A 17,062-nucleotide genomic window follows, 5' to 3' on the forward strand; every position below is an offset into this window, starting at 1 on the left:
CAAAGGATCAAGAGCGGACCGGAGAGGGCAAGGTCACAGCCTTCTCCCCTGCTGCACCTTTGCGCACCTGTCCTAACATCCGAGCATGACGGTCCTCCCCGATGACGGGTTCTCACTGGCCGCCGAGTTCCCGGATGCGACCCATGAGCAGTGGCAGCGCCTGGTCGAAGGCGTGCTGCGCAAGGCAGGCAAGGACGCCCAGGGCACGGCGGCCGAGGACGTACTGTCCACGGCCCTGGAGGACGGGCTCACCACCCGTCCCCTGTACACGGCCCGCGGCGGTGCGGACAGCTCCGGCCTTCCCGGCTTCGCCCCCTTCACCCGGGGCGGCAGGCCCGAGGGCGGCGTGGTGTCCGGCTGGGACGTACGCCAGCGCCACGACCGGCCCGATCCGGTGGCCGCCAACGAGGCGGTGCTGACCGACCTGGAGAACGGCGTCACCTCGCTGTGGCTGACCGTCGGGGACGCCGGGCTGCCCGTCGGGGCGCTGGGCGCCGCGCTGGACGGCGTGCTGCTGGATCTCGCCCCGGTCGTGCTGGACGCGGGCGAGGGCTTCGAGGCGGCGGCCGAGGCGTTGCTGCGGCTGTACGAGGAGCGTGGTGTCGCCCCCGCGGCGGCGCTCGGCAACCTCGGCGCCGATCCCCTCGGCCTCGCCGCGCGCACCGGCCGGTACGAGGGTCTCGACGGCCGGATGGCGGCGACCGCCGACCTCGCCCGACGGTGTGCGGCGTCGTACCCGGGCCTCCGGGCGGTGACGGTGGACGCTCTGCCCTACCACGAGGCGGGCGCGAGCGCCGCGCAGGAGCTCGGCTGCTCCCTGGCGACCGGGGTCGCGTGGCTGCGCGAGCTGACGGCCGCCGGGCTGGGCGTGGACGCGGCCTGTGGACAGCTCGAGTTCCGGTTCGCGGCCACGGCCGACCAGTTCCTGACGATCGCCAAGCTGCGGGCCGCGCGCCGGCTGTGGTCCCGTGTCGCCGAGGTGTCCGGCGGCGCCAGCCACTTCGGGGCGCAGCGTCAGCACGCGGTGACGTCGTCGGTGATGATGACGCGCCGCGACCCGTGGGTGAACATGCTGCGTACGACGGTGGCCTCGCTCGCCGCCGGAGCGGGCGGCGCCGATTCGGTGACCGTGCTGCCGTTCGACCATGCGCTGGGCCTGCCGGACGCGTTCGCGCGCCGGATCGCCCGCAACACCTCCACGATCCTGATGGAGGAGTCGCACCTGGGCCGGGTGATCGATCCGGCGGGCGGCTCCTGGTATGTGGAGCAGCTCACGGACGAGCTGGCGCAGGCCGCGTGGGCGTGGTTCCAGGAGATCGAGCGGGCGGGCGGGCAGGCGGCCGCGCTCCGCGGCGGTCTGATCGGCGAGCGGATCGGCGCCACGTGGGCGCACCGCAGCCGTCGGCTCGCCACGCGCCGCGAACCGGTCACCGGTGTCAGCGAGTTCCCGCTGCCGGCCGAGGCCCCGGTGCGGCGCGACGCCGCACCGGCGCGGCCGGCCGGTGGTCTGCCGGTGGTGCGCCGCGACGAGGCGTTCGAGAAGCTGAGGGCCCGCTCGGACGCGCATCTGGCGGCCACGGGCGCACGGCCGAGGGTGTTCCTCGCGGCTCTCGGGCCCGCGTCCGCGCACACCGCGCGGGCGTCGTTCGCGGCCAACCTGTTCCAGGCCGGCGGTATCGAGCCGGTCCACGAGCCGGTGAGCGTCGACGCGGGGTCGGCCGCGTCGGCGTTCACCATGAGCGGTGCGCAGGTGGCGTGCCTCTGTTCCAGCGACGCCGGGTACGCGGAGCAGGCCGGGCCGGTCGCTGAGGCCCTCAAGTCGGCGGGCGCGCGGTGGGTGTTCCTCGCCGGCCGTCCCGGCGAGCAGCGTGAGACGTACGAGAAGGCCGGGGTCGACGAGTTCGTCGTCGCGGGCGGTGACGCGGTCGCCGTGCTGACCTCGGTGCTCGACCGGATCGGAGTGGCGTGATGGGAATCCCGGATTTCACGGGGATCGAGCTGGGGCCCGCGGCGGGCGCGGCGGGTGAGGACACCTGGCGTGCGGCGCTGAAGGCGGCCACCGGCAAGGACGCGGGCGAGCTGGTGTGGGAGACGCCGGAGGGCATCCCGGTCAAGCCGCTGTACACGGACGCCGATCTGGACGGGGTCGACTTCCTCGGCACGTATCCGGGCATCGCCCCGTTCCTGCGCGGCCCGTACCCGACGATGTACGTCAACCAGCCCTGGACGATCCGTCAGTACGCGGGTTTCTCCACGGCCGAGGAGTCGAACGCCTTCTACCGGCGCAACCTCGCCGCCGGGCAGAAGGGCCTGTCGGTGGCCTTCGACCTGCCGACGCACCGGGGCTACGACAGCGACCATCCGCGGGTGACCGGCGACGTCGGCATGGCGGGTGTGGCGATCGACTCGATCCTGGACATGCGGCAGCTGTTCGACGGCATTCCGCTGGACCGGATGAGCGTGTCGATGACGATGAACGGCGCGGTGCTGCCCGTGCTGGCGCTGTACATCGTGGCCGCCGAGGAGCAGGGCGTACCGCCCGAGAAGCTGGCCGGGACCATTCAGAACGACATCCTCAAGGAGTTCATGGTCCGCAACACCTACATCTATCCGCCGTCGCCCTCGATGCGGATCATCTCGGACATCTTCGCGTACACCTCGCAGAAGATGCCCCGCTACAACTCGATCTCCATCTCGGGCTACCACATCCAGGAGGCAGGAGCGACGGCCGACCTGGAGCTCGCCTACACGCTGGCCGACGGTCTGGAGTATCTGCGGGCCGGTATCGCGGCGGGCATGGACGTGGACGCGTTCGCACCGCGGCTTTCGTTCTTCTGGGCGATCGGCATGAACTTCTTCATGGAGATCGCCAAGCTGCGCGCCGCGCGGCTGCTGTGGGCGAAGCTGGTGAAAACGTTCGACCCGAAGAACCCCAAGTCGCTGTCGCTGCGCACCCATTCGCAGACATCAGGCTGGTCGCTGACGGCCCAGGACGTGTTCAACAACGTCACTCGTACCTGCATCGAGGCGATGGCCGCGACGCAGGGCCACACACAGTCGCTGCACACCAACGCCCTTGACGAGGCGCTGGCCCTGCCGACCGACTTCTCGGCGCGCATCGCCCGCAACACCCAGCTGCTCCTCCAGCAGGAGTCGGGGACGTGCCGGGTCATCGACCCGTGGGGCGGCAGCGCGTACGTGGAGCGGCTCACGCACGATCTCGCGCGCCGTGCCTGGCAGCACATCGAGGAGGTCGAGGCGGCGGGCGGCATGGCGAAGGCCATCGACGCGGGCATCCCCAAGCTGCGGGTCGAGGAGGCCGCCGCGCGGACCCAGGCCCGGATCGACTCCGGCCGCCAGCCGGTGATCGGCGTGAACAAGTACCGGGTCGAGTCGGACGAGCAGATCGACGTGCTCAAGGTCGAGAACTCCCAGGTCCGGGCACAGCAGGTGGAGAAGCTGCGCCGGCTGCGCGCCGAGCGCGACGAGGCGGCCTGTCAGGACGCGCTGCGCGCCCTGACCGCGGCCGCGGAGGCCGGGCCCGGGCAGGGCGGCGGCCTGGAGGGCAATCTGCTGGCGCTGGCCGTGGACGCGGCGCGCGCGAAGGCGACTGTCGGGGAGATCTCCGACGCCCTGGAGAAGGTGTACGGACGGCACTCGGGCCAGATCCGTACGATCTCGGGGGTATACCGGAACGAGGCAGGCATGTCACCCGCGGTGGACGGTACCCGTGCCCTGGTGGACGCGTTCGAGGAGGCAGAGGGCCGCAGGCCGCGCATCCTGGTCGCCAAGATGGGGCAGGACGGGCACGACCGCGGCCAGAAGGTGATCGCGACCGCCTTCGCCGACCTCGGTTTCGACGTCGACGTCGGTCCGCTGTTCCAGACACCCGCCGAGGTGGCACGGCAGGCGGTCGAGGCGGACGTGCACATCGTCGGCGTCTCCTCGCTGGCCGCGGGACATCTGACGCTGGTGCCCGCGCTGCGCGAGGAGCTGGCGGCCGAGGGGCGCGAGGACATCATGATCGTCGTGGGGGGTGTGATACCGCCGCAGGACGTCCAGGCGCTCCACGACGCGGGCGCGGCGGCGGTGTTCCCGCCGGGGACGGTGATCCCCGACGCGGCGCGGGATCTCGTGGCGACCCTGGCCGCGTCCCTCGGCCACGAGTTGTAGGCCATGCCGCCGAAGATCGACATCGACGCCTATGTCAAGGGCGTGCGGGACGGGTCGCGGGCGTACGTCGCCCGCGCCGTCACGCTCGTCGAGTCCACCCGCGCCGACCACAGGGTGCTCGCCCAGCAGTTGCTGACCGCGTTGCTGCCGTACGCGGGCTCCGCCCGGCGGGTGGGCATCAGCGGTGTGCCCGGCGTCGGGAAGTCCACGTTCATCGACGCGCTCGGGTCGATGCTCACCGGCCTCGGCCACCGGGTCGCGGTGCTCGCGGTCGATCCGTCGTCCACGCGTACCGGCGGCTCCATCCTCGGTGACAAGACCCGGATGGAACGGCTCGCGGTGGACCCGGCCGCGTTCGTACGGCCCTCCCCCAGCGCCGGCACGCTCGGCGGCGTGGCCAAGGCGACCCGCGAGACGATCATCGTGATGGAGGCCGCCGGCTACGACGTCGTCCTCGTGGAGACGGTGGGCGTCGGCCAGTCCGAGACCGCGGTGGCGGACATGGTGGACTCGTTCCTGCTGCTGAGCCTCGCCCGGACCGGGGACCAGCTCCAGGGCATCAAGAAGGGTGTGCTGGAGCTCGCCGATGTGATCGCCGTGAACAAGGCGGACGGCCCGCACGAGCGCGACGCCCGTTCCGCCGCTCGTGAACTGGCCGGTGCGCTCCGGCTGATGCACCCGGCCGACGCGGCGTGGACTCCCCCGGTGCTGTCGTGCAGCGCCCGCGAGGAGAGCGGGCTCGACGCGGTGTGGGAGCGGCTGGAGCGGCACCGGACGGTGCTGGAGTCGACCGGGCGGCTCGCGGCGAAGCGGCGGGACCAGCAGATCGACTGGACGTGGGCCATGGTCCGCGACGCGCTGGTGGAGCGGTTGCACCGGCATCCGGCCGTACGGGATCTCGCGCCGGACGTCGAACAGCGGGTACGGGAGGGGAAGCTGACCGCGACGCTGGCCGCGGAGCGCCTCCTCGAAGCATTCGCACGGCCGCAGTAGAGCCCGCTCGAGAGGCGGGCCGGGTGCGGTCCGCCGTCCGCACCCGGCCTCATCCCATCGGCCGCTCGACCGGACGGCCGGGTCCCCCGCTGTGTCCGCTCCAAACCTGCGTGGGCGATGGTGTCGCCGCCGGGCGCTCCGGGTACCCGGCCGGGCGAAGCAGCAAGGGGACAGAGCAAGGAGCGTTCATCATGCTGATCGCGTTTGTGACGGCCCACGAAGGCGTGGAGCAGATCGAGCTCACCGATCCGTGGCAGGCCGCGAAGGACGCGGGCCACGAGCCCCGGCTGATCTCGACCCGGCCGGGCCGGGTCCAGGCCTTCAAGCATCTCGACAAGGCGGACACCTTCCCGGTGGACCAGGTGGTCTCCGAGGCGTCCGCGGACGACTACGGTGCCCTGGTGCTGCCCGGCGGGCTGGCCAACCCGGACGCCCTGCGCATGGACAAGAAGGCGGTGGCCTTCATCAAGTCCTTCTTCGAGGCGGGCAAGCCGGTCGCCTCGATCTGCCACGGCCCGTGGACGCTGGTGGAGGCAGACGTCGTCCGCGGGCGCACCCTGACGTCCTGGCCCAGTCTGCGCACCGACATCCGCAATGCGGGCGGCGAGTGGGTGGACGAGCAGGTGCGGGTCTGCGAGGCCGCGCCGAGCACCCTGATCACCAGCCGCAAGCCGGCCGACCTCAAGGCGTTCTGCGAGGCGTTCACCGCCGAGTTCGCGAAAAGCGCGGGCGTCACGGCGGGCCGCTGAGCCAGTCCCGCGAGGGCGGAGTCCCGGAGGGCTGAATCCCGGAGGGCTGAATCCCGGAGGGCTGATCCGCGAGGGGCGCCCGGGAGCCGATCCCGTGAGGACGGATCCGCGAGGCCGCGAGGGGCCGCCCGCCACCGGTCACGTTGTCGGTGCCACGAGCGGCCCCGCCCCAGGGTCACGTCCGGTGCCGGGCGCCTTCACGGGTACGCCCCGCGGCGACCGGGCGGTCGGGGTGACGGCGCAGGTACTCGCTCTCCAGTTCCTTCATGCGCACGTCGTGCGCCGCGAGCGCGGCTGCGGATCCGTACAGCAGCGTGTCGTGGCGGCTGCGGTGGATGGTCTCCAGTTCCCGCAGCAGGTCCTGCTCGTCCAGACGTGCCGGGTCGACACCCTTGCGCTCGGTCTCGTTCACGGCTGACCGTCCCTTCCGATTCTCGCGGTTCCCGCGCCGCCTCGACGGGCGCGGGGTCCGGCGTATGGCCGGCCACCTCGCGGGTACCCGCCTGTGACGCGATACCCGGCCTCCGAGGGAGGAAGACCATGGAGCCGGCGTTTCTCACACCTCTCTACGAGCGTCCCGGACCCTGGGCGAGCGTGCAGGTCGACACGGGGTGGACGGACGAGTCCGCTGCCGCCCGGCGCGAGCTCCAGGCGCGCGACATCTGCGACGAACTCGCCGCATTCGGCTGCGACGAGGCGACCGGAGCCGCGGTGTACGAGGCGCTGACCGCCCGTCCCGACGGCGCGGACGGTGCCGGACGTGCCGTCTACGCCGCGGGAGGCGAAGTGGTGCTCGACCAGCCGCTGAGCGCGCGGCCGCCCGCTCCCATGGACGTGACCTGGTCCGCGCTGCCCAGGGTCGCGCCCCTGCCGGACCTCGCCGCGCAGGATCCGGTGTGCGTCATCGCCTGCGTCGACCGGCTGGGCGCCGGCCTGGAGGTCCGCATGCCCCTCGGCGGACGCGACGCCGGGACGGTCGGCGGCAGGGAGTATCCCGTGCACCGCACGGGCCGCGCCGACTGGTCGGCACGGCACTTCCAGCGGAGCATCGAGAACACCTGGGAACACAACGCGGCCGAGACCGCGGCGGCCGTCGCCCAGTGCCAGGCGGACACCCACGCCGATCTGATCGTCCTCGCCGGTGATCCCCGTGAGCGCGCCGCGGTGCACCGCAGGCTGCCCGAGGCGTTGCAGGACCTGGTGGTGGAGACCGAGCACGGCGGCCGGGCCGGGGGCGCGTCGACCCGGCTGCTCGACGAGGACGTCGACCGGGCGCGGCAAGAGCATGTGCGGCGGCGGGCCGACCACGAGCTGGACCGGTTCCGCTCGGCCCACGAAGCGACCGCCGAGGGTGTTCCGGCGCTGGTCGAGGCGGCGCGGCAGCACCGGATCGCCGAGCTCCTCGTCCGGCCCGACGGTTCCGACAACGGCCAGGTGGTCTGGATCGGGCCCGAGCCCGACCAGCTCTCGGTGCGCAGGTCCGAAGTCCGGTACCTCGGTGAGACGCGCCCCGAGCCCGCCCGTGCCGACGACGCGTTGCTGCGGTCGGCGGCAATGACCGGTGCCCGGGTGGAGTGTGTGCACCCCGCGGCCGGCGACGACATCCCGGCAGGCGGTCTCGGTGCGCTGCTGCGCGGGCCGTACGGGGACGGTGGGCGGACATGACGGCGCGGACCGTGTCACCGCCCGAGCAGCGCGAGGTGCTGCGGGTGCTGCTGGACAAGCACGGCGCCACCTACGCCGAGGAGGCCGGGATCCGGCTGCGGGACACCCCACAGCCGCTGTACCGGCTGCTGGTGCTCACCTGTCTGCTGAGTGCCCGTATCCGCAGCTCGGCCGCGGTCGCCTCCGCCAGGGAGCTGAGCGGGGCGGGCATGCGCAGCGCACGCGCCATGGCCGACGCGTCCTGGCAGGACCGGGTCGACGCCCTCGGCCGGGGCGGCTACCGGCGCTACGACGAGAGCACGGCGACCCAGCTGGGCAAGGCGGCCGAGCTGGTGATCGACAAGTACGGCGGAGATCTGCGCAGGATGCGCGAGGAAGCCGGCAGGGACGCCGGCGAACTGCGGAAACTGCTGCGCGAGGTGCCCGGTCTCGGGCCGGCCGGGGTGGAGATCTTCCTGCGAGAGGTGCAGAGCGTGTGGCCCGAGGCGGGTCCACTGCTGGACGACAAGGCCCTGGAGGGGGCACGCCGGCTGGGACTGCCCGCCGATGGGGAAGCCCTCCTGAAGGCCGCACGGAGCCTGAAGTCCACGGGGCACACCGATCCGGCGCACCTCGCGGCGGCGCTGGTACGGGCGGCGGTGGACAACGAGGTCGCCGATGCGGTGAGGACCGAGGCCGGGGAGACGGCGGAGCACCGCTGAACGGTGGTCATCGGGACTGAACGGTGACGGGCATCGGGACGGTGACAGTCACCGGGACCCGAACGCTCACGGCATCGGGACGGTGACGGTCATCGCGACCCGAACGCTCACGGCATCGGGACGCCGACGGACATCCGGCAGGTTCGGCCGGCCGGGTGACGTACGCGTGCCCGGTCGGCCGGACCGCCGGGCAGGGCCGGGCCGGGGAAGGCCGTCACTTGCCGAGGGAGCGCTTCAGTTCCGCCTTGTTCATGGAGGAGCGGCCGTGCACATTGCGGCGCTGCGCCTCCGCGTACAGCTGGTCGTACGTCGGTCCTCCGGCGCCGCTCCCTGAACGCTTCCCGCCCCGGCTCGAGGAGGACATGTCCTGCTTGGACGTCTTACTCGCCGTACGGGACTCGCCCGAGCGGGCCCGCTCCTTGTTCACCGTCCGCGCCGCGATCTCCTTGGCGCGCTTGGTGCTTTCTCCGCGCTGTTCGGCGCTCTCCTTGATGTGCTCGTACTGCCGTTCCCTCTTGGAACTGGAACCGCGTGGCATGACCACTCCTTCTGACCTGGACGGAATCCGACCCGTCCACCGTGCGCCGCACCGAACGGTGCCGCAATCGCCGCAATCGCCGCGACCGGACTGCGGCGGCGATTAGGTACTTCGGGTACCCGCGCCGTCCGGCGGCAATCCGGCAGCGCCCGCAGTGCTCGCGCACACGTGCCACGACTCCCGGCCGCGCGTAAACTCCACAGCGGGCGGCGATCCTTCCCGGTCGCCACCGCTGCCCGGAAGGGGAGTGGTCGAGACCATGCCTGCGCACGGGTCCTTCGGAGGCGGCGGGCAGAACGGCACGCCGGCGATCCTCCAGCGGCTCGCCGAGGAGAACGCCGCGCTGCGGGACGACATCACCCGGCGGCATCTGACCGATCTGGCCACCGGCATCCTTGCCGCACAGCTGCGGACCACCCCGTCGGAGGCGGCCGAGCATCTGGCACGGCTGGCGCGGTCCGCGGCGACCCGCCAGGAGGACATCGCCGCCGACATCGTCAATGGTGTGGCCGGGTCCATGGCCGTGTCCGCACCGTCCGCCGGCAGCACGGTGTGGACCGATGCACGCCGGCTGCGCCGGGTCACGGCCGCGGCGGAGGCCGAGGACTCGGTGTCGCAGGGTGCGGCCACGCTGCTGGAGGGCGGTCTGCGTCCGCTGGGAGTGGAGGCGCTGTGGCTGTGGCGGCTGACGGAGTCCGGCTGCCTGGAGCTCGTGGGGCATGCGGGTGTCAGCGCCCTGGAGGCGGCCCAGTGGCGGTGGATCCCGCCTGCCGTCCCCTTGCCCGTACGCGAGGCGCTCATGGAGGGCGAACCGGTCTGGCTGCCGTCGGGCACCACCGACGGCCATGTGCTGCCCGGCCCCTCCGAGCGGGCGGCACGGGCCGTCCTCCCGCTGCGGGTGCGCGGCTCGGCGGTGGGCCTTGCCCTGGCGGTGTGGCCGGACAGCACCGAGCTGGACGACGAGGTGCGCATGGTGCTGCCGGGTCTGGTGGAGGTCGCCGGCCGGCTGCTGGGCGCGACGGCCGAGCCGATCGCCGAATTCCCCGCGCTGGACGATCTGTTGGACTCCCTGGTCCACCCCGCCATGACCCTGCACCGGGACCCTGGCACCTCGGAGCTGTCCATCGAGCACGTCAACGCGCACGCCGCCGAGGCTCTCGGCGGGGCCCACCGGGTGGCGGGGCGTCCCATCGAAGTGGCGTTCCCGCTGGTGCACAAGGACCTGTCGGCGATGGCCCGGCGCGCCCAGTACGCGGGGTTCCTCCAGCGGGCGGCGCGACTGCCCGCCGAGCACAACGGCGACTCCCCCGCTCCGCTGCTGGACGTGCGGGTCCTGCCGGCGGGCAGGGACCGCGCCGTCGTCCTCTGGCACACGGCGAGCGACCGCCGCACCGCGGTGGGCCGGGCGGTGGGGCGGCTGCAGGGGCTCGCGCTGTTCGAGGACGACCTGGTCACGGGCCGGACGGCGTGGACCGAACAGACGTACGCGATCTTCGACATGCCCCGGGACGCGACCCCCATCCCCCTCGCCGAACTGGGCTCGCGCGTGCACCCCGAGGACGCGGACGATCTCGCCGAGCTGCTGGCCGATGTGGTGGAGCGCCGCAAGGGCGCGGCGGCCGTGGTCCGGGTGCTGCGGCAGGACGGCGGGCCGCGGCATGTGCGGATCGCCGCCGAGCCGCTGCTGCGCGAGTCCACGCTCACCGGGATCACGGGCGTCTACCAGGACATCTCCGCCGAGTACCACACCGAGGTCGCGCTCACCGCGACGTTCGACCAGCTCAACGCCGTGCGCGCGCAGGCCCTGCTGCGGCACCGGGTGGTGCTCCAGTTGCAGCAGGCCATCGTGCCCGAGATCCCGTCACCGGCCGTGCTGCCGGGGCTGAGCGCCGCGGCCCGCTACCGGCCGGCGGCGGCGGAGTACCGGGTCGGCGGCGACTGGTACGACATCCTGCCGCTGCCGGGCGGGCAGGTGCTGGTCGCGGTCGGCGATGTCGCGGGGCACGGGATCGACTCGGCGACGGGCATGGTCGCGCTGCGCAACGCGCTGCGGGGACTGGCGTTCACGGGTCATCCGCCGGGCCGGCTCATGGGCTGGCTCAACGAGGTGACGCTGCATGCGCCGGGGCACCCCACGGCCACGGCGGTCTGCGCGCTGTACGACCCCTCGGACCGTGTGCTGCGCTGGGCGAGCGCGGGTCATCTGCCACTGCTGCTGGTGCGCGAGGGCCGGGGCCGGCTGCTGGAGCCGCCGCACGACATCCTCCTGGGCGCCCTGCCCACGTCCTCCTACGAGGAGCGCACGACCCGGCTGGTCCCCGGTGACACACTGTTGCTGTTCACGGACGGTCTCATCGAGCGGCGGCACGACGGCCTGGACAAGGGGCTGGACGCACTGCGCCTGACCGCCGAGGAGCTCGGGCCCTGCTCCGTCCAGGAGCAGGTGGACCGGCTGCTCGGCGGGGCCACCGGGGACACGGACGACGACACGAGCCTGATCGCCATCCGCCTGCGCTGAGCCGGGGTCGGCCGGTGGGCCCCGCCACGTACGCACATGGCTGCCGTGCGGGTGCCCGTGCCGGGTGCCGGCGAGTCACGGGTCACGCGTCACGGGCGGGGCTCTCCCGACAGCAGGGTCCGGATCTTCGTCAGCAGCTGGAGGGTGTCGACGGGCTTGGCCACATAGTCGTCGGCCCCGGCGGCGAGCGCCTCGGCCCTGTCGCCCGGCATGGCCTTGGCGGTGACGACGACGATCGGCACGTGCCGGCCGCGCAGGAGCTTGCGTATGGCTGCCATGGTGGCGTAGCCGTCCATGCCGGCCATCATCACGTCCATCACGACGAGCTCGATGTCCTCGCGGGTACGCATCAGTTCGATGCCGGCCGTGCCGTTGTCGGCGGTCAGGACGCGGATGCCTTCGTGTTCGAGCATCTCCGTGAGCGCGAACACGTTGCGGCTGTCGTCGTCCACGACGAGGACGGTGTGCCCGGCCGCCGGCGTGCCTGCGGGCTCGTCGGCCTCCTCCGCTTCCGCGGCGGCGGACGCCTCGGTCGAGCCCCCGCGCCCGTGGACCGGCAGATAGAGGGTGAAGCAACTGCCGCGTCCTGGGGTGCTGTCGACCTCGATCACACCGCCGAGCAGGCTGGCGACCTCACGGCTGATGGACAGCCCGAGGCCGGTGCCGCCGTAGTGGCGGGAGGCGGTGCCGTCGCCCTGCTGGAACGCGCCGAACATGCTCTCCAGCCGGTCGGAGGGGATGCCGATGCCGGTGTCGAGGACGTGGAAGGCGACGACGGGCCCGGCGCCGCGCAGGGAGGCGGGAACATGGTCGTCGGGGACACCGGCGACGCGCAGTTCGACACTGCCCTGCTCGGTGAACTTCAGGGCGTTGGACAGCAGGTTGCGCAGCACCTGACGCAGCCGGGACTCGTCGGTGGTCAGCCGCTCGGGGGTGCCGGGCTCCGCGATCACCTCGAAGGCGAGGCCCTGCTCGCCCGCGACGGGCCGGAACGTGGCCTCGACGTACTCCATGAGGCCGGCGAGCGCGAAGGTGGTCGGGTGGACGGGCATCTTGCCGGCCTCGACCTTGGACAGGTCCAGGATGTCGTTGATGAGCTGGAGCAGGTCCGAGCCGGCGGAGTGGATGACCTGCGCGTAGTCGACCTGCTTCTCGGTCAGGTTGCCTTCGAGGTTCTGTGCGAGAAGCTGGGCCAGGATGAGCAGGCTGTTGAGCGGGGTGCGCAGTTCGTGACTCATGTTGGCCAGGAACTCCGACTTGTACATCGAGGTCCTGGACAACTGCTGGGCGCGGGCCTCCAGTTCCTGGCGGGCCTGCTCGATCTCCAGGTTCTTCCGCTCGATGTCGCGGTTGCGGTCGGCCAGCAGGGCCGCCTTCTCCTTGAGTTCGGCGTTGGAGCGCTGGAGCTCCTCCTGGCGGGCGGTCAGTTCCTTGGAGCGGGCGCTGAGTTCGGCGGTGAGCCGCTGGGACCGCTCCAGCAGTTCGTCGGTGCGCGTGTTGGCGACGAGGGTGCTCACATTGACGCCGACCGTCTCGATGAACTGGTCGAGGAAGTCGCGGTGGAGGACGGTCAGCGGGCGGACGCCGGCGAGCTCGATGACGGCGAGCACCTGACCCTCGTGGACGACGGGCAGGACGATCAGGTGGCTGGGGTCGGTGCCGCCGGTGCCGGTGGTGATGGTGGCGTAGCCGGGCGGCAGGTCGTGCACCTCGATGGCGCGCCGGCTGCGGGCCGCCTGGCCCACGAGGGACTGACCGATGCGGAAGCGGCGCGGCGGCGCTTCGGGTCCCTCCGGAGAGCCGTACGAGGCGATCATCACGAGTTCGGTACCGTCGGCTGCGTGCTCGGCGAGGAAGAAGCCGCCGTACTGGGCACGGACCAGCGGCGGGACCTCCTCCATGATCCGTTCGGCGACGACGTCGAGGTTGCGGGTGCCCTGCATCAGGGCGGACACCCTCGCCAGGTTGGTCTTGAGCCAGTCCTGCTCCTCATTGGCCCGGATGGTGGCGCGCAGGGATTCCACCATCGCGTTGATGTTGTCCTTGAGTTCCCCGACCTCGCCCGGTGCCTCGACCGTGATGGAGCGGGTGAGGTCGCCCTCGGCCACGGCGCTGGTGACCTCCGCGATGGCACGCACCTGGCGGGTCAGGTTGCCGGCGAGTTCGTTCACGTTCTCGGTGAGCCGCTTCCAGGTGCCCGAGACGCCCGCCACCTCCGCCTGTCCGCCGAGCCGGCCCTCGCTGCCGACCTCGCGCGCCACCCGGGTGACCTCGGCGGCGAACGAGGACAGCTGGTCGACCATCGTGTTGATGGTCGTCTTCAGCTCCAGGATCTCGCCGCGGGCGTCGACGTCGATCTTGCGGGTGAGGTCACCGCGTGCGACGGCCGTGGTGACCTGGGCGATGTTGCGCACCTGGTTGGTGAGGTTGTTCGCCATGGAGTTGACGTTGTCGGTGAGGTCCTTCCAGGTGCCGGAGACACCGCGGACGGTGGCCTGTCCACCGAGGTTGCCGTCCGTGCCGACCTCGCGGGCCACCCGGGAGACCTCCTCGGCGAACGAGGACAGGCGGTCGACCATCGTGTTGATGGTCTCCTTGAGTTCGAGGATCTCGCCGCGGGCGTCGACGCGGATCTTCTGGGTCAGGTCGCCGCGCGCCACGGCGGTGGCGACCTGGGCGATGGAGCGCACCTGTGAGGTGAGGTTGTCGGCCATGGTGTTGACGCCGGAGGTCAGCTCGCTCCACACACCGCTGACGCGCGGCTCCCGCGCCTGGCCACCGAGCAGCCCCTGCCCGCCGACCTCGCGTGCCACGCGGGTGACCTCGGAGGTGACCAGGGAGAGCTGGTCGACCATGTCGTTGTAGATTCCCGCGATCTCGCCGAGCAGGTCCGGGGAGTCGCTCGGCAGCCGGACCGACAGGTCCCCGTCGCGTACGGCGATGAGGCCGGCCAGCAGCTTCCTCAGTCCCTCCTCGCTCAGCTCGGCGGACGGCCGGCCCCGGTCGGGGCCCGGCCCGCGGGCGGACTCATCCATCGCAGACCTCGCGCTGTGGGGGGCGCGGTGCGCGCGTCACCAGGCGTCGCGCGGCACCGCCTACGGCTTCCTCCACTGTGGCACGCGGGCATGGCCGTGACACCCCAGCGGGAGCGCCGCCAGTGCGGGCCGCTCATGCGGGCACGTCCCCGGCGAACGGGCCGGCCGGCTCGGGCCCGCCAAGCAGTGGACGGACCGGCTCACTCGGGCCGTCGGCGCCGAACCGGACAGGGTGCCTCAGGCACGTCCACGGCGACCGGGACCGGCTCACTCGGGCATGTCCACCGCGAACCAGACCGTCTTTCCGGTGCCGTGCCGGGCCCATCCCCAGTCGGCGGAGAGCCGCTCCAGCAGGTAGAGGCCGTGTCCGGAGGATCGGGACGCGCGGTGCGGGCCGAGGGGGCGGGGGCGCAGCGCGCTGGTGTCGCTGACCTGGACCCAGATGCGGCCGGGACCGCGGGCGAGTTCCAGCTCGTAGGGGAAGCCGCCGTGCCGGCACGCGTTGGTGACCACCTCGGAGACGAGCAACAGCACGTCGCCGGCCGCCACCGCGGCGTCGGGCCCGTCCAGCGGGAACCAGTCGTGCAGGGCCTCGCGCGTCAGGTCACGGCAGCGCGCCACCACACCCGCTTCGCCGTCGAGGGCGAAGCGGCGGCCGGTGGTCACCGGGCGTAGTTGCGACGTGCTTCCCATATCGGTGCCAGTTCCCAGCAAATCGGTATCAAAGCAGTCAAATGAGGGAATATCTGCGAGAACAGGAATTCACCCGACGGTCCCGCTGCAAACGGCAGCGCCGGCCTCCGCCCCGTCGAAGGAAACCTGATGTCCAGCACCGCACCCACCCAGCAATCGACCCGTACGGCGGCCGCGCCGCCACGCCCGGACCGGAGGGTCCGAGCCACAGCGGCCGGGGTGCCGGAGATTCCCGATCCCCGGGCCGTCAGTCCGGCGGACGCACGCCCGCTCTCCACGACGCTTCTGCGGCGCCTGGCCGAGCTCGACGAGGGCACCCCGGAGTACGCGTACGTCCGCAACACACTGGTCGAGCTCAACCTGAGCCTGGTCAAGTTCGCGGCGGCACGCTTCGGCAATCGGGCGGAGCCGATGGAGGACATCATCCAGGTCGGCACGATCGGGCTCATCAAGGCGATCAACCGGTTCGATGTGGCACGCGAGGTGGAGTTCGCGTCCTTCGCGCTGCCTACCGTGGTCGGGGAGATCAAGCGGTACTTCCGCGACTCCAGCTGGTCCGTCCGCGTACCGAGGCGGCTGCAGGAGCTGCGGATCGAGCTCGCGAAGGCACTCGACGTCATGGAGCAGCAGCTGGGGCGCCGGCCCACCACAGCCGAGCTGGCCGAGCATCTGCACGTCAGCCGGGAGGAAGTGCTGGAGGGCGAGCGCGCGTCCAACGGCTACACCGCCCAGTCGTTGGACACGGCGGTCAACGAGGAGGAGGCGTCCACCGGGGTCTCGCGCCGGCTGGGCGTGGAGGATCCGGCGTTCGACATCGTGGACAGCCTGGAGGCGCTCAAGCCCCTGATCGCCACGCTCGACGAGCGGGACCGGCTCATCCTGTCGCTGCGCTTCCGCGAGGAGCTCACGCAGTCGGAGATCGGTGAGCGCCTGGGCATCTCCCAAATGCATGTCTCCCGGCTGCTCGCGCGGATCCTCGCGACGCTGCGCGAGGGGATCACAGCCTGAGGCGACCTGAGCGCCGAGGCCCTGAGCGGCCGAGTGCCTGAGCAGATTCACGGCGGCGGGATTCACGGCCCGGCCCGGCTCGCGCCGCCGGCCGCTTCCCCGCGGTGTGCGGGCGGGGGGACGGGAATCTCGGCCCAGACCACCTTTCCCGAGCCGCGGGGTTCGGCGCCCCAGCTGTGTGCGAGGCGCTCCATGATGATCAGGCCGTGACCGCCGGGCTGGGTGAGGTCGCTCGGCACGCGGCGCCGCGGCGGTGCGGGGCTGGCGTCCGCCACCTCTATCCGCAGCCGCGGTCCGAACTGGTGGAGGACGATTTCCTGCGGCCCGCCCGCGTGCAGGCAGGCGTTCGTCACGATCTCGGAGACGAGGAGCAGCACGTCCTCGACGACCTCGCCGTTCTCGTCCTCGAGTCCGATCAGGTCCCTGCCCCGGGTCCACCCCCAGTCGTAGAGCGCGTCCTGGGTGAAGTCGCGGCATCGGCTCACCACGCCCTTCGTGCCGTACAGCGTCAGCCTGCGGGTCTGTCCGGGGCCGCGGAGGGTCGTGTTCATCGGTCCCCCGCTATGCCGGCCGCTCGTCCGCCAGCGCTTCGTCGACGCCGGCGTACACCTGGAAGACCGCTTCCGCTCCGGTGATCTCGAACATCCGGGCCACCGGGGGGCGCAGCGCGGCGAGTTCGATGCGTCCGCCGGCCTCCTGTGCCGCAAGCCGGGCGTGCAGGAGGACGTTCAGGCCGGTGGAGTCGCAGAAGCTGAGCGGGCCGAAGTCGACGAGGATGCGCCGGGCTCCCTGGCCCACATGTCGCTCCAGTGCCTCGCGCAGGGGTCCGGCCGTGTCGTGGTCGAGTTCGCCGCTGAGCGTGAGGACGACGGCGTCGGCCCGCCGCTCGGTGGTCAGAGAGAACCGTTCCTCTCCGGTGGCCGCCGGATTCCCGGCCCCCCTGGTGGCTTCCGGCCCCATGGGCTCTCGCCTCCTCTGCCTCGCGCCGG

14 protein-coding genes are annotated in these 17,062 nt (G+C 72.2%); 8 read left to right on the plus strand and 6 right to left on the minus strand.

Going from position 1 to position 17,062, the window contains the following annotated elements; all coding sequences use genetic code 11:
- Positions 1-85: 85 nt before the first annotated feature.
- The 4 genes from ACH5AF_RS05495 to ACH5AF_RS05510 all read left to right on the plus strand — a co-directional run bounded on the left by ACH5AF_RS05495 (position 86) and on the right by ACH5AF_RS05510 (position 5,915).
- Positions 86-1,969 carry a methylmalonyl-CoA mutase family protein gene (locus ACH5AF_RS05495; RefSeq protein ID WP_398900118.1) on the plus strand — a complete coding sequence of 628 codons (1,884 nt, stop codon included), beginning with the start codon at positions 86-88 and terminating at the stop codon, positions 1,967-1,969.
- Entirely contained in the window at positions 1,969-4,173 is a 2,205-nt protein-coding gene (scpA, locus tag ACH5AF_RS05500) for a methylmalonyl-CoA mutase (RefSeq protein ID WP_398900119.1), read from the plus strand. The genes ACH5AF_RS05495 and scpA overlap by 1 nt, the downstream gene beginning before the upstream one ends.
- A 3-nt stretch (positions 4,174-4,176) precedes the next feature.
- Positions 4,177-5,166 carry a methylmalonyl Co-A mutase-associated GTPase MeaB gene (meaB, locus tag ACH5AF_RS05505; protein WP_398900120.1) on the plus strand — a complete coding sequence of 330 codons (990 nt, stop codon included), beginning with the start codon at positions 4,177-4,179 and terminating at the stop codon, positions 5,164-5,166.
- Positions 5,167-5,357: 191 nt separating this feature from the next.
- Positions 5,358-5,915 carry a type 1 glutamine amidotransferase domain-containing protein gene (locus tag ACH5AF_RS05510; RefSeq protein WP_398900121.1) on the plus strand — a complete coding sequence of 186 codons (558 nt, stop codon included), beginning with the start codon at positions 5,358-5,360 and terminating at the stop codon, positions 5,913-5,915.
- 175 nt (positions 5,916-6,090) lie between these two features.
- Here ACH5AF_RS05510 and ACH5AF_RS05515 read toward each other — a convergent pair whose 3' ends face one another.
- Entirely contained in the window at positions 6,091-6,327 is a 237-nt protein-coding gene (locus tag ACH5AF_RS05515; RefSeq protein WP_215180030.1) for a DUF6158 family protein, read from the minus strand.
- 128 nt (positions 6,328-6,455) lie between these two features.
- On the opposite strand from ACH5AF_RS05515, the gene ACH5AF_RS05520 reads away from it, so the two are divergent.
- Positions 6,456-7,580, plus strand: a complete 1,125-nt coding sequence (locus ACH5AF_RS05520) for a Vms1/Ankzf1 family peptidyl-tRNA hydrolase (RefSeq protein ID WP_398900122.1) — start codon at positions 6,456-6,458, stop codon at positions 7,578-7,580.
- Entirely contained in the window at positions 7,577-8,281 is a 705-nt protein-coding gene (locus ACH5AF_RS05525; RefSeq protein ID WP_398900123.1) for an endonuclease, read from the plus strand. The genes ACH5AF_RS05520 and ACH5AF_RS05525 overlap by 4 nt, the downstream gene beginning before the upstream one ends.
- Positions 8,282-8,495: 214 nt before the next feature.
- Here ACH5AF_RS05525 and ACH5AF_RS05530 read toward each other — a convergent pair whose 3' ends face one another.
- Entirely contained in the window at positions 8,496-8,819 is a 324-nt protein-coding gene (locus tag ACH5AF_RS05530; protein ID WP_215180035.1) for a plasmid stabilization protein, read from the minus strand.
- A 259-nt stretch (positions 8,820-9,078) separates the two neighbouring features.
- Between ACH5AF_RS05530 and ACH5AF_RS05535 the strand changes: the two genes are divergently transcribed.
- Positions 9,079-11,337, plus strand: a complete 2,259-nt coding sequence (locus ACH5AF_RS05535; RefSeq protein ID WP_398900124.1) for a SpoIIE family protein phosphatase — start codon at positions 9,079-9,081, stop codon at positions 11,335-11,337.
- Positions 11,338-11,426: 89 nt separating this feature from the next.
- Here ACH5AF_RS05535 and ACH5AF_RS05540 read toward each other — a convergent pair whose 3' ends face one another.
- Positions 11,427-14,372: a HAMP domain-containing protein gene (locus ACH5AF_RS05540; protein WP_398900125.1), complete on the minus strand. Its 2,946-nt coding sequence runs from the start codon at positions 14,370-14,372 to the stop codon at positions 11,427-11,429.
- Between the two features lie 267 nt (positions 14,373-14,639).
- Positions 14,640-15,065: an ATP-binding protein gene (locus ACH5AF_RS05545; protein WP_398900126.1), complete on the minus strand. Its 426-nt coding sequence runs from the start codon at positions 15,063-15,065 to the stop codon at positions 14,640-14,642.
- 129 nt (positions 15,066-15,194) lie between these two features.
- On the opposite strand from ACH5AF_RS05545, the gene ACH5AF_RS05550 reads away from it, so the two are divergent.
- Entirely contained in the window at positions 15,195-16,073 is an 879-nt protein-coding gene (locus tag ACH5AF_RS05550) for a SigB/SigF/SigG family RNA polymerase sigma factor (RefSeq protein ID WP_398900127.1), read from the plus strand.
- 62 nt (positions 16,074-16,135) lie between these two features.
- Here the strand turns inward: ACH5AF_RS05550 and ACH5AF_RS05555 are convergent, their stop codons facing one another.
- Complete coding sequence (locus ACH5AF_RS05555; RefSeq protein ID WP_398900128.1) at positions 16,136-16,624, minus strand: ATP-binding protein; 489 nt, start codon at positions 16,622-16,624, stop codon at positions 16,136-16,138.
- Positions 16,625-16,634: 10 nt separating this feature from the next.
- Entirely contained in the window at positions 16,635-17,033 is a 399-nt protein-coding gene (locus tag ACH5AF_RS05560; RefSeq protein ID WP_398900129.1) for an STAS domain-containing protein, read from the minus strand.
- Positions 17,034-17,062: the final 29 nt, after the last annotated feature.

The organism is Streptomyces sp. NPDC018833 (assembly GCF_044390825.1).
Lineage (GTDB): Bacteria > Actinomycetota > Actinomycetes > Streptomycetales > Streptomycetaceae > Streptomyces.